Origin of the sequence: Vibrio sp. S17_S38, assembly GCF_014694375.1 — a bacterium.
Taxonomy (GTDB): Bacteria; Pseudomonadota; Gammaproteobacteria; order Enterobacterales; family Vibrionaceae; genus Vibrio.
This window is the reverse complement of record NZ_JAAUWW010000012.1, coordinates 23,981-36,718: the sequence shown is the minus strand read 5'-3', so window position 1 is coordinate 36,718 and position 12,738 is coordinate 23,981. Positions and strand designations below refer to the sequence as shown.

Annotated in this window: 11 protein-coding genes; 8 read left to right on the top strand and 3 right to left on the bottom strand. The window is 39.9% G+C overall.

What is annotated here, in order from left to right; translation table 11 throughout:
• The first annotated feature begins 23 nt into the window (after positions 1-23).
• On the top strand, positions 24-422 hold the full coding sequence (locus tag HC725_RS10670) for an MAPEG family protein (RefSeq protein WP_190331802.1): 399 nt from the start codon (positions 24-26) through the stop codon (positions 420-422).
• A 101-nt stretch (positions 423-523) separates the two neighbouring features.
• On the opposite strand, the gene HC725_RS10665 is transcribed toward HC725_RS10670, so the two are convergent.
• A complete protein-coding gene (locus HC725_RS10665; RefSeq protein WP_190331801.1) occupies positions 524-2,128 on the bottom strand; it encodes an ABC-F family ATPase in 1,605 nt (534 codons plus the stop codon).
• Positions 2,129-2,485: 357 nt separating this feature from the next.
• Between HC725_RS10665 and HC725_RS10660 the strand changes: the two genes are divergently transcribed.
• Complete coding sequence (locus HC725_RS10660; RefSeq protein WP_190331800.1) at positions 2,486-3,421, top strand: Gfo/Idh/MocA family protein; 936 nt, start codon at positions 2,486-2,488, stop codon at positions 3,419-3,421.
• Positions 3,422-3,520: 99 nt separating this feature from the next.
• Here the strand turns inward: HC725_RS10660 and HC725_RS10655 are convergent, their stop codons facing one another.
• Positions 3,521-4,417 carry an ROK family protein gene (locus HC725_RS10655; RefSeq protein WP_190331799.1) on the bottom strand — a complete coding sequence of 299 codons (897 nt, stop codon included), beginning with the start codon at positions 4,415-4,417 and terminating at the stop codon, positions 3,521-3,523.
• A 226-nt stretch (positions 4,418-4,643) separates the two neighbouring features.
• Positions 4,644-5,924 carry a PTS sugar transporter subunit IIC gene (locus HC725_RS10650; RefSeq protein WP_190331798.1) on the bottom strand — a complete coding sequence of 427 codons (1,281 nt, stop codon included), beginning with the start codon at positions 5,922-5,924 and terminating at the stop codon, positions 4,644-4,646.
• 208 nt (positions 5,925-6,132) lie between these two features.
• On the opposite strand from HC725_RS10650, the gene HC725_RS10645 reads away from it, so the two are divergent.
• From HC725_RS10645 to HC725_RS10620, 6 genes are all read left to right on the top strand, one after another.
• A complete protein-coding gene (locus HC725_RS10645; RefSeq protein ID WP_190331797.1) occupies positions 6,133-6,438 on the top strand; it encodes a PTS sugar transporter subunit IIB in 306 nt (101 codons plus the stop codon).
• A gap of 140 nt (positions 6,439-6,578) precedes the next feature.
• The gene (locus tag HC725_RS10640; protein ID WP_190331796.1) at positions 6,579-7,901 is read left to right on the top strand and encodes a PTS sugar transporter subunit IIC; all 1,323 of its coding nucleotides are present in this window, start codon (positions 6,579-6,581) and stop codon (positions 7,899-7,901) included.
• A 130-nt stretch (positions 7,902-8,031) separates the two neighbouring features.
• Complete coding sequence (locus tag HC725_RS10635; RefSeq protein ID WP_190331795.1) at positions 8,032-9,411, top strand: glycoside hydrolase family 1 protein; 1,380 nt, start codon at positions 8,032-8,034, stop codon at positions 9,409-9,411.
• A gap of 146 nt (positions 9,412-9,557) precedes the next feature.
• Positions 9,558-9,869, top strand: coding sequence for a PTS lactose/cellobiose transporter subunit IIA (locus HC725_RS10630; protein WP_190331870.1), 312 nt, complete (start codon positions 9,558-9,560; stop codon positions 9,867-9,869).
• 162 nt (positions 9,870-10,031) lie between these two features.
• Positions 10,032-10,994, top strand: a complete 963-nt coding sequence (locus tag HC725_RS10625) for a LacI family DNA-binding transcriptional regulator (protein WP_190331794.1) — start codon at positions 10,032-10,034, stop codon at positions 10,992-10,994.
• Between the two features lie 299 nt (positions 10,995-11,293).
• On the top strand, positions 11,294-12,715 hold the full coding sequence (locus HC725_RS10620; protein WP_190331793.1) for a glycoside hydrolase family 1 protein: 1,422 nt from the start codon (positions 11,294-11,296) through the stop codon (positions 12,713-12,715).
• The last annotated feature ends 23 nt before the right edge of the window (positions 12,716-12,738 follow it).

Genomic DNA, 12,738 nt, shown 5'->3' with positions numbered 1-12,738 from the left:
GTTAATTAAATAATGGAGACCTCATGTCAGTATCTTTAATTTGTGTCAGCCTGTTGGCTTTTTTAGTCATAGGATTAGCTTTTCAAGTCTCGATGGCGAGGCGTCAAACCAATACCGTATTTGGTCATAATTCAGATCCTAAGGATCCTCTATATAAAGCAATACGAGCACATAGCAATGCGACGGAATATGTTCCAATTATTGCGTTACTGATATTCATCTTAGGAACAATGCCGATCTCTAGCTGGGTGTTGTGGTGTATGGTGCTTATTACGGTATTTAGATATGTAGCAGCGGCGGGGCTATTGTTTCCACACACGTTAGAGAAACCAAATGCGTTGCGGTTTGTGGGAGCGTTAGGGACGTATGTTGTCGGGTTTTTATTGTGTATCGCACTTTTATTAAAAGCGTTGACCCTCTAGAGATATATCCGATAAGTCATGCTGAAAGTGAATTATTGACCGTTATTGTGCAGTGTATAACAACGGTCAATTTTCAGTGGTTTACTAATGAAACCTAATATTTATGCTGACGCTAACGCTCTTCTTTGATGCGAAAGATATTCATCATAAGTGCCTTGGAATTGGACTAACTGTTTGTCTTTTACATCAATAAGTGATGTGGCAAGAGAAGAAACAAACTTACGGTCATGACTAACAAAAATTAGCGTACCTTGATAATTTTTCAGTGCATTATTTAATGCTTCAATCGCTTCCATATCCATGTGGTTGGTTGGCTCATCCATCACCAAAACGTTAATGTCTTGCATCATTAATTTGCCGAACAATAAGCGGTTTTTCTCACCACCTGAACAGTTCTTGGCTTTTTTATTAGCATCGTCAGCGGTGAATAATAAACGGCCTAAAATACCTCGAACCATCAAATCATCATGTTTCACCGTGCGCCATTGTGAAATCCAATCAAAAATACTGAGATCAGTGTCGAAATCTACCGTACTGTCTTGTGGGCAGTAACCTACGGAGGCATTTTCTGACCATTTAACGATACCGTGGTTTTGCTCCAGCTCTTTGACTAAACAACGTAATAAGGTTGTTTTCCCTACGCCATTTTCACCAATGATTGCTAAGCGAGTACCGGCTTCTAACAATAAGTTACCTTTTTCGAATAAGATCTCCCCATCAAATCCATGGCCTAAATCTTGTAACTCAAGAGCTAGGCGGTGCAGTTTTTTACCTTCACCGAAGTCAATTGATGGGCTAATACGGCTGGTGGATTTAACTTCATCCAGTTTGATTTTATCCATTTTTTTAGCGCGAGAACTGGCTTGTTTTGCTTTCGATGCATTGGCACCAAAGCGATTAACGAAGTCTTGCAGTTCACTAATTTCTGCCGCTTTTTTGGCATTATTAGATAATAATTGATCGCGAATTAGGCCAGATGCTTCAAGGAAGTATTCGTAATTACCCGGATAAATACGCAGCTCACCATAATCGATATCGGCCATATGAGTACATACAGAGTTTAAAAAGTGGCGATCGTGCGAGATGATGATCATGGTGCACTTACGCTGGTTTAACTCTTCTGCTAGCCAGTTGATTGTGTGGATGTCTAAGTTGTTGGTTGGTTCATCGAGCAATAAAATATCGGGGTTAGCAAATAAAGCTTGAGCAAGTAATACGCGCAATTTCCAACCAGGTGCGACTTGCTGCATTAACCCAAAATGGAATTCTTCTTCAATCCCCGCTTGGATCAAAATATCACCCGCACGGCTTTCGGCAGTGTAACCATCCATCTCAGCAAATTCACTTTCAAGCTCGGCGACTTTCATACCATCGTCTTCGCTCATTTCTGGCAGTGAATAGATACGGTCACGTTCTTGTTTAATTTCCCATAACTTACGGTCACCCATGATCACAACATCGATAACATTATGTTTTTCAAATGCAAACTGGTCTTGACTTAGTACCCCAAGTTTTAATCCTGGAGTGATAGAAACGTTGCCAGAGCTCGGCGTAAGCGCACCACTGAGGATCTTCATGAACGTTGATTTGCCACATCCATTGGCGCCAATTAGACCGTATTTGTTTCCGTTACCGAACTTAGCAGAAATGTTTTCAAATAACGGTTCAGCGCCGAATTGCATGGTGATGTTTGCAGTAGATATCAAAGAAGTTCCCTAGAGTCTGGAAGGCCAGATCGGATGATATACCCGTCTTACTTGAAGCTTCTGCTTTGTTGGCTGCGTTCACTTGCCGCCTCACTGAAACTTCAATTATTTGGGCATAAATATATAAATTAATAGGCGGCGAATTATACAGATTTATTAACTAAATAATAGGTGTGAGATCTAAGTCACGGTAACTGTTCGTATAGGATGAATTCTCGTAATAACTTTGAGCTGATAAGTGGGAAAAATAAGAGGAGATAACAAAGTTTTTTGTGTCTAGATAGTGTGGTCTTAAAAAGACAAAATAGGTGTAATTCGCTAAGATAGTTTAATCAAAATAATAGACAGGGAATGGATATGAAAATAGCGTTAATTGGCATTGGTGATATAGCGAAGAAAGCGTATTTACCGTTTATTACAACCACATTTTCTAACGTGAACTGGGTGCTATGTAGCCGTGACGCTATTGGATTGGCCCAAGTCGCTGCGCAATATCGAATTAAAGAAACGTATACTGATTATAAGCAATTGTTAACGGCCGGAGTAGATGCGGTGATGATCCACAGTGCTACGAGTAGTCACCCAAGTATTGCAGCTTTTTTCTTAAAAGCTGGGATCCCAACTTATGTTGATAAACCATTGGCAGATAACGCTCATGATTGTGAAACGCTTTATGACTTAGCGGAACAGCATCGACAGCCGTTATATCTTGGGTTTAATCGGCGTCATATTCCTTTTTATAATCATCATTTAGTGGATGTGCAAAAAGGCAAACCACAGCAATCCCTACGCTCATTATGCTGGGAAAAACACCGCTTTAATCAGGTTGGTGACGTTCGGACTTTTATATTTGATGATTTTATCCACCCACTGGACAGTATCAATATTTTTGCTAAAACAGACGTGCAAGATTTGCATATTATCTCGCAATTCCAAGGTGATAAATTGGCAAGAGTCGATGTCGAGTGGCAACAAAATAGCACACTGTTACAAGCTTCGATGAACCGAATGTTTGGTCGTACACAAGAAAGAGTCAGTGCTAATTTTGATAATCAATCCTATCAATTTGATAACTTTATTTCTGGTACGTTATGGCAAGAGGACAAAGCCGAATTGTTGCAAGAAAAAGATTGGCAACCAATGCTGGCAACGAAAGGGTTTGAGGCCATGATCCATGAATGGATTAATGTCGTTAAAAATGGCGTGTTACCAGACAATCAAATGGCGAGAAATTTAAGTTCGCACCAACTGGCGGAAGCGGTATGCCAGAAAGTGGTCGGCGGTCTTAAATAGCAGAGTTTACTTTCCTCATCTCGCATTAAATTATACAGCTTAAAGCGAGATGAGGATTGAAATGAAGATGTGGGAAAGAAGAAGGAAAAATAAAGCTTATTACTGTCTTTTCAAATAATGGAATAATGCCCCAATGAGGTTAGCATCATTACCTGCTTGGCAAACGCTTAGATTTGGGCGTACGCTAGAAAAAGGATTCTCGATAAAAATTTGATCTAATTTCTCTTCCACTTTTTCGATCAGATCGGGGCGAGAGCTAATGGCGCCTCCTAATGTTATTCGATCTGGATCGGCACAATATTGTACATTATAGATGCCATATGCCAGCATTTGATACCACTTATCGATCACTTTCTGAATTCGCTCATCCCCTGATTCTGCTAATTCAAATACCTTTTTTCCATTGAGTTGATGTTCCTTTAGACCCAATACTTTAGCGCTATTTAAAATTAATGACCGAGTAGAGGCGCAATGACTGAGGGTAACCGGTTTTCCATCGTCATCTGCCCCCACAAACATGTAGCCAAATTCAGCGCCATGTAAATGTTTACCGTGGTGGATCTGTCCATTGATGACCATTGAACCACCAACACCACTTCCTATGACAAGTAAGCAAAAATCTTCATTTTCATCGGCATGCCATAGTTCAGCTAATGCGGCGCAATTTGCATCATTTTCAATCTCACAATTAAGCTGATAATGCTGCTGAATATATTCTCGAAAATTAGGGCCATGTAAATAACGCAAAGCACTGTGACCATAGATCACGCTAGAGTCACAATCGACAGAACCGGGAGCGCTAATAGCAATACCTGCGACATTGTAATCTTTTGCTATCGGTAATAGATGGTGTTCGAATTGTTGCCAAAATTCGTTAAGAGATGTGGTTGGGCTTGGGTAGCTACCTTTAATGAGGATATCAGCATGCTGGCTCATGATGGCATATTTAACTGCGCTGCCACCAATATCTAAGGTTAAGTAGTGTTGCTGGTTCATTTGTGCATACCTTTACTCAATAAAACAAAGAGAGAATAATTTGCATGCATCATAAAATCTGAAGGCAATTTTAAGGGTAACTTTCAGGCGCAAGCAAAGCGAGTTATATGCCCCTAATTTACCAAATCTATAGATGTTCTAATTTGTCTTTTTTATGGTTTTTCATTATCTCTGCCATTCAATGTTGTGAATTATGTCAATACTCACACTTTCTGTATGAAACTTGCTATGAAACGGTACTAGTTTCTTGAGCAATCAACTGCTTTTCATACACTTTAAAGAAAGGTCGATACAGCATCCATGAATTAAACATGGCAAAAAATACCATCAAAATATTATGCCAGCTTCCATTGGCAGATAATGAAGCACCAATAGGTGAGGGCATCGACCAAGGCAACATAGAAACGAAAGGATCAAGCAAACCTAATTGAGTAAAGTGCCAAGCAAGAGTGGCATTGATCAAAGGAACGAACACAAAAGGCAAGAAGAACATAGGATTCATGATGATTGGAAATCCAAACAAGATGGGTTCATTAATATTGAACATAGACGGAATTAAACCAATTTTTCCGACACTACTTAATTGCTTCGAGCGGCTTTTCAGTGCCATAAACACTAAAGGTAGGGTCGAACCAACGCCTCCAATTAATAAATAATAATCCCAGAAACCTTGTAAATAAATATGGGGTGCAGGCTCTCCTAATGCTAATGCGGCTTGATTAGAAATTAATCCACTCAACCAAAATGGATTCATGATCCCGGTGACAATTAATGAACCGTGAATGCCCATAAACCAAAGAAGCTGACAGAGCAAAAGTGAGAGCAATACGGCGGTTAAAGTGTCACTCGCGATGACTAATGGCTTAAACGCTTCGGTGATCAGTTGAGGGAAGAATAGACCGGTGTATTGTTTCAGCGTTAAGTTGAGAATCGCTAAAGATAACATAATAAAAAGCAGCGGTAGTATGAGTTTAAAGCCATTGCGAGTGATCAGCGGCACTTCATCGGGCATCGATAAATGCCAACCTCTTTTATAAAAAAATCGAATCACTTCAATACTGTAAACACTTGAAATAATAGCGGTAAATAAACCGTTTCCACCAAGAAAATTTTCGGGGGAGGCTTGATCAACCGATCCTGTTAGCAGTAAAAATGCCACACATCCCGTCAACCCCGATAAACGTTCAGGGATAGAATATTGCTTAGCTAGACTGGCACTTGCACCAAAGGCAATAAATAGAGCAATTAGCCCCATAGTGTGTTCAAACATAGTCGAGAAAAAATGGCGATGTTCTAGCAAGAAGGCATTAATTGTTGGGTAATTAGCAGGATTAAACGGTGGAAAAATAAAAGGTACAAATAAACTCCCCACAATAATAAATGGCATCGAAATTTGAAACCCATCGCGGATAGCAATTAAATGTTTACTGCTTGCTAGCCAATTAGCAATAGGGGAAATGTGACGTTCGACACGTTTCATTAGCAGTCGATTAGTGTGCTGATCCATTTATTCTCGCTTCATAATTTTATCCAGATCTCATTTTGCCAGATTTTTTTATTTAATCCGGTGATCAATTTCACACTTCAGTTTCCAATAAATGGAAACCGGTTTCCATTCTGTTTCCGTGTGATAGGTTATTCACATCGATACACAATCAAAACATCTATTGCAACACACAATATATCCCCTCCCAAACAAAAAAATCGAGGTCGTTATGAAAAAAATTATGCTTTGTTGTTCTGCTGGAATGTCAACCAGCATGCTAATGAAAAAAATGATTGCGGAAGCTGACAAACGTGGATTAGAAGTTGATATTCAAGCATTTGGTGCTTCAGAATTTGATCAACATGCGCCTAACTTTGAATGTGTATTATTAGGCCCGCAAATTAAATATATGCAAGCTGACCTTCAAAAGAAAGCTGATGCTTATGGCATTAAAGTTGAGCCAATTAACATGATGGATTACGGAATGCAAAAGGGCGATAAAGTGCTTGATCATGCGCTTGCTTTGATTGGCTAAGAGAAATCTCAATAAATCTAGAACATGGCAGTGATTAAATAAAATAAATAACACTGCCTGTGATAAACCCCTTTGCTTGCTTTACCTCAGGCTCGAAACGGGCCAAATACAATAAATAGTACGATTATTAGGATGATAATATGAGCTCTATAAACGACGCATTGACGAATTTTATTGAAAACAAAGTCACGCCGATAGCAGGACGCATCGGCAACCAAAGACATGTCACCTCTATCCGTGATGGATTTATTTCCGCATTACCTTTCATGATTGTTGGTTCATTCATGTTGGTGTTTATCTTCCCTCCTTTTTCGCCAGACACCTCTTGGGGATTTGCACAAGCATGGTTGGGCTTTTCTAGCGAATACCGCGATCAATTAATGCTGCCTTTTAACTTGAGTATGGGCGTAATGACGTTCTTCATCTCAACTGGCGTTGCGGCAAGTTTAGCGCGTCATTATGATTTAGATCCGCTTGCAACGGGTCTACTGGCCTTGATGTCTTTCTTATTGGTGGCAGCACCGATTGAAGATGGCAAACTGGTAATGACTTACTTTGGTGGCCCAGGTATTTTTACCGCGTTGATCACGGCAATTTTTGCAACCGAAGTTTATGCTTTCTTAAAGCGCAAAAATATTACGATTAAATTACCGCCAGAAGTGCCAGCAGGCGTTGCTCGTTCATTTGAAATTTTGATCCCGGTATTAGTGATTATTTTCACACTTCATCCGTTAAATTTATTCATTGAAGCGGAAACGGGCATGATTATTCCACAAGCCATCATGTCTATGCTTGAGCCTTTAGTCTCTGCATCGGATTCATTGCCAGCGATTTTATTGGCGGTGTTAGTCTGCCAAATTTTATGGTTTGCTGGTATTCATGGCGCATTGATTGTGACCGGTATTATGAATCCATTTTGGCTAGCTAATTTGGCGGTAAACCAAACGGCATTAGCGAACGGCATGGAGCCACCGGTTATTTTCCTACAAGGTTTTTGGGACCACTACCTATTAATTGGTGGGGTTGGTTCGACATTACCATTGGCATTTATGCTCGCTCGTAGCCGTTCAATCCACCTGAAAACCGTGGGTAAGTTAAGCACAGTTCCAGCGCTATTTAATATCAATGAACCATTGTTGTTTGGTACGCCAATCATCATGAACCCAGTTATGTTCCTTCCGTTTGTGTTTGTACCAATGATTAATGCGGTAGTTGCTTATTTTGCCTTGAAATTTGATTTAGTGGCAAGAGTGGTTTCAGTCACCCCATGGACAACACCAGGACCAATCGGCGCATCATGGGCAGCGAATTGGGCAATGAGTCCTGTCATCTTATGCTTTATTTGTATGGCGATTTCTGCAGTGGTTTATTTACCATTCATTAAAGCTTACGAGAAGCAGTTGCTTGAAAATGAAGCGAAGCAACATGAAGAAGTAGAACAAGGTCAAACGGCTACGGCTTAATCTGCTTGCGGTTTGGGAGCGTATTATCGCCCTGAATCGGCTGGCTGTTTAAAATAGACATCTATGGTAATCGTGGCTTCTTTTTTAGCGGCGATTACCGTAGAGCATTAATTGAAAAGGATGTAGAAACATGCAACATCAATTTCCTGAAAACTTTTGGTGGGGAAGTGCTTCTTCTGCAACCCAAACCGAAGGCGCAGCATTTGAAGATGGTAAAGGTGAGAACATTTGGGACCACTGGTACAAGACACAACCGAATCGATTTTTTAATAATGTCAGCGCCACGCAAGCCTCCACGTTTTATCAAAATTACCGCAATGATATCGCTTTAATGAAAGAGATTGGGCATAACTCATTTCGAACCTCTATTTCATGGTCGCGTTTAATTCCTAATGGTATTGGCGAGGTGAATCCTAAAGCGGTCGAGTTTTATAATAACGTTATCGATGAAATGCTTGCTCAAGGTATCGAACCTTTTATCAACCTATTTCATTTTGATATGCCAATGTCGATGCAAGAAATAGGAGGCTGGGAGAGCCGCGAAGTCGTAGATGCTTACGCTGAGTTTGCTAATACCTGCTTCAAACTATTTGGTGATCGAGTTAAATATTGGTTCACGTTTAATGAGCCTATTGTACCGGTTGAAGGGGGTTATTTGTATGATTTCCATTACCCGAATGTAGTGGATTTTCGCCGTGCAGTTACCGTAGGTTATCACACTATGTTAGCGCATGCTAAAGCGGTAATGGCGTATCGTGCACAACAACAAGATGGTCAGATCGGTATTATTTTGAATCTCACGCCATCTTATCCTCGTTCGCAAAATTCTGCTGATTTGAAAGCGGCAAATATCGCTGATCTACTATTTAACCGTAGTTTTTTAGATCCTTCTGTCAACGGTGAGTTTCCTCAAGGTTTAGTTGAGCTTTTAAAACAACATGACCAAATGCCAATCTGTGAAGCTGGTGATCGCGAAATTATCGCAGCAGGAAAAGTTGATTTACTGGGTGTGAACTATTATCAGCCTCGCCGTGTGAAAGCTCGATTAACCGCAGTTGATAAAAATGGCCCATTTATGCCTGAGTGGTTTTTTGAGAACTATGAAATGCCAGGTCGCAAGATGAACCCCCATCGTGGTTGGGAAATATACGAGAAAGGCATTTATGACATTATGACCAATTTGCGTGAAAACTACGGCAACATTCCATGTTTTATTTCAGAAAATGGAATGGGCGTAGAAGGCGAAGATAAGTTTTTGAAAGATGGACAAATTCAAGATACTTATCGCATTGAGTTTATTCAAGATCACCTATCTTGGTTGCATAAAGCGATTCAGGAAGGGGCAGATTGTCGCGGCTACCATCTATGGACGTTTATTGATAATTGGTCTTGGAATAATGCCTACAAAAATCGTTATGGGTTTTATAGCTTAGATCTGAAAACACAAACTCGTACTAAAAAATTAAGCGGCGAATGGTTTGCGCAAGTCTCCAAGAATAATGGTTTTTAAGAGCTCTGGGTTTTAAGTGGCGTAGTTTCTAAACGAAATGTATTTTAAACTTAGAGATTTTAAAGCCATCGGTTATGCATTAAAAAATAAATCACGCGACTCAAAAATAAGAATTTAAATTAGAAAAATAGGATACGAAAATGGATATGGATTTAGAAGAGCAAGTAATGGGAATCATCATCAACGCAGGCCAATCAAAAAGCCTTGCCTTTGAAGCATTGTTTGCAGCAAAAGCCGGTGATTTTGATAAGGCTGAAAGCTTGATGAAAGAGTCTCAAGAGTTTGCTAATCAAGCACATTTAGTGCAAACCAAATTGATTGAAGCGGATGAAGGTGAAGGCAAGACCAAAATGACATTGATCATGGTTCATGCACAAGACCATTTAATGACCAGTATGTTAGCGAAAGAAATGCTGGCCGAGTTGATTGATGTTCATAAGCGTTTAGCTGCAAAATAATTATATTAGCCCGTCGATTTAATCCGGCGGGCTGATTTATTATTGATAATGGGTAAGTGAGCATAGTGCACTTTAATGTAATGTGAACGATGACTAGTAAGAAAACAATTAAGCAGGATATAATCACTTATCAATTCGTAGTATGAGTAAATAGAGAACTCAATGGTAACTATCACAGACGTATCAAAATTGGCAAATGTATCAAAAGCAACCGTGTCTCGCGTAATGAGTGGCAGTCGTGGTGTGCGCGAAGATAGCCGATTAGCTGTGTTAAAAGCCGCCGAAGAACTCAACTATAGCCCAAACGTAGCCGCACAAAACTTAGCCACACAATCATCTCATTATGTTGGTGTCGTGCTTAATACCTCTGATGCTGCCAGTCTAACCAGTTATCTGCCGTCTATTTCTCGCAAGTTAAAATCAATGAATAAATTGATGTTGGTACAGTTTGCAGAAAGTACGGATGAGCAACAAAACGCATTATTTGAACTTAACTCACAATGTGAAGCGGTCATTATGATTAATGGCACCATCAACACGTCTGCTTTTGATAATGTGTTGCACATGGATGGCTCGGTTACGGATGCTCAATCTTCTGTTGGGTTTGATTATCAATTCGCAGCAGAAAGTGCTTGTCGTTATTTACTTGGCAAAGGTCATCGAAAAATTGCGTTACTGGTGGATGATTTAAGCCAAACCAGTTGCACGGAATTATTGAACGGTTATAAAAATGCGATTCAAAATTTCTCTTTGCCTTACGATCGCCGTTTGGTCATTGAAGCAAAGCAAAATTTAGAACAATCGTTATTAAGTTTAATGAATAGCTTTACTCAATACAGTGCGATTGTGGTTAAGCGTGATAACTACGCCGCAGAAGCGATGCGTCTAATGCGTCAATTTAATATTCAAGTGCCAAACGATATCTCAGTCGTTTCATTAGAAGATTCACCTCTTGCCCAACAACTCAATCCAACCTTGACCTGCATCAGCCACTCTAGTCAACAATTAGCCGAAGTTTGCATGGAAAATCTTGAACAAATGCTTGAGAAAACCAGCCTTAAAATGAAAGATAGCCCGCTGATTTCGGGGCGTTTAGTGTGCCGTGAATCGGTGTCTGATCTGTAATTCCCCTAAATCAATTACGCGGTTATTTTCTTCTTTGTTACGTCCTATCTATCTGATTGCCTTTCATTTATCTGCTGATTTATTTCGTTATCTCACATCTTTATGGTGAAATAAAAGAATGAAGTTTCATAGCGATAATCATGACTGTGATTAAGGTAAATAAACCATCAATCCTTTGTTTTAAACCTACCATATTGTTTGGTTTCTTGGGCTTTATCTGCCTGAGTAGCGTAATTTATAGTTATTAGCTTTAGGGTTAAACATTATTTATTCATTTCAACAATTTGTGAGGGTTTCGTATGGCATTTCAAAATGATTTTTTGTGGGGTAGTGCATCGGCGGCATATCAAATTGAAGGTGGTGCAAGTGCCGACGGTAAAGGTCCATCGATTTGGGATACCTATTCACGCATTCCGGGCAATACGTTTAAAGATACAACGGGTGAAGTCGCGATTGATTTTTACCATAAATTTGAAGAAGACATCGAGTTAATGAAAGAGATGGGCCTAAACGCTTATCGTTTTTCAGTGTCGTGGCCACGTGTGATGGCAGATGGACGTACGGTAAATCCACAAGGTGTTGAGTTTTACCACAAGGTGATTGATAAATTGATTGAGGCGGGTGTTGAGCCCATTCTCACCATTTATCATTGGGATTTACCGCAAGCTCTGCAAGATGAATATGCAGGTTGGGAAAGTCGTGAAATTATTAAAGATTTCACTGCATTTTGTGAATTGTTGTACAAGGAATATGGCGACAAGGTGAAGCTTTGGGTCACACTGAATGAGCAAAATATCTTTACCGGTCTCGGTTATGTGCAAAAGTTGCATCCGCCTAAAGTCTCCGATTACCAGCGATTCATTAATGCTAATCATATTGCGAGTTTAGCCAATGCCAGTGCAATCAAACTCTTTCGTGAAATGGGTATTGAGGGACAAGTCGGACCAAGTTTTGCTTATGGACCAACTTATGCCAAAAGCGAAAAGCCAGAAGATGTGATTGCGATGGAAAATGCTCAAGAGATCGAAAATTTCTTGTGGATGGATGTGTATGCTAAAGGTGAATATCCGCGTATTGGCCTGAAGTTACTGGAAAACTTAGGTATTAAAGTCGATTTTCAAGCGGGCGATAAAGATCTGCTTAAAGCTGGGATCTGCGATTTTATGGGGCTGAATTATTATCAATCTGCAACTTATATTGATCCGAATAAAAAGCAAGAAAATGTCCAAGCGGGTAACGCTGCTCAGGTATCTGTGGTGTCAGATGTAAAAGAAATCCCAACGCAGCAACTTTATGCTCGCGCCGATAATGATTACTTGAAAATGACCGATTGGAATTGGGCGATTGACCCGAATGGTTTACGAGTGTCATTGCGTCGAATTACTTCACGCTATGGATTGCCAGTGCTGATCAGTGAAAATGGTTTAGGCGCTTTTGATACACTAACTGAAGATGGCAAAGTACATGATGATTACCGTATTCACTTCTTAAAAGAACATGTGCAAGCGATTGAAGCGGCCATTGATGATGGCTGTGAAGTGTTAGGTTATTGTACATGGTCATTCCAAGATTTATTTAGTTGGCTAAATGGTTACGCCAAACGTTACGGTTTTGTTTACGTTGATCGTGATGAAGAAAGTGAAAAAGAGCTCAAACGCTACAAAAAAGACAGCTTCTATTGGTATCAAAAAGTGATTGAGAGTAATGGAAAATTTTTATAACTAAATGGTTGAAGTCAATATCA

Bases quoted from the DNA above. Each gene is read 5' to 3' on its own strand.
- HC725_RS10670 (WP_190331802.1), top strand. From the start codon at position 24: ATGTCAGTATCTTTAATTTGTGTCAGCCTGTTGGCTTTTTTAGTCATA.
- HC725_RS10660 (WP_190331800.1), top strand. From the start codon at position 2,486: ATGAAAATAGCGTTAATTGGCATTGGTGATATAGCGAAGAAAGCGTAT.
- HC725_RS10655 (WP_190331799.1), bottom strand. From the start codon at position 4,417: ATGAACCAGCAACACTACTTAACCTTAGATATTGGTGGCAGCGCAGTT.
- HC725_RS10650 (WP_190331798.1), bottom strand. From the start codon at position 5,924: ATGGATCAGCACACTAATCGACTGCTAATGAAACGTGTCGAACGTCAC.
- HC725_RS10645 (WP_190331797.1), top strand. From the start codon at position 6,133: ATGAAAAAAATTATGCTTTGTTGTTCTGCTGGAATGTCAACCAGCATG.
- HC725_RS10640 (WP_190331796.1), top strand. From the start codon at position 6,579: ATGAGCTCTATAAACGACGCATTGACGAATTTTATTGAAAACAAAGTC.
- HC725_RS10635 (WP_190331795.1), top strand. From the start codon at position 8,032: ATGCAACATCAATTTCCTGAAAACTTTTGGTGGGGAAGTGCTTCTTCT.
- HC725_RS10630 (WP_190331870.1), top strand. From the start codon at position 9,558: ATGGATTTAGAAGAGCAAGTAATGGGAATCATCATCAACGCAGGCCAA.
- HC725_RS10625 (WP_190331794.1), top strand. From the start codon at position 10,032: ATGGTAACTATCACAGACGTATCAAAATTGGCAAATGTATCAAAAGCA.
- HC725_RS10620 (WP_190331793.1), top strand. From the start codon at position 11,294: ATGGCATTTCAAAATGATTTTTTGTGGGGTAGTGCATCGGCGGCATAT.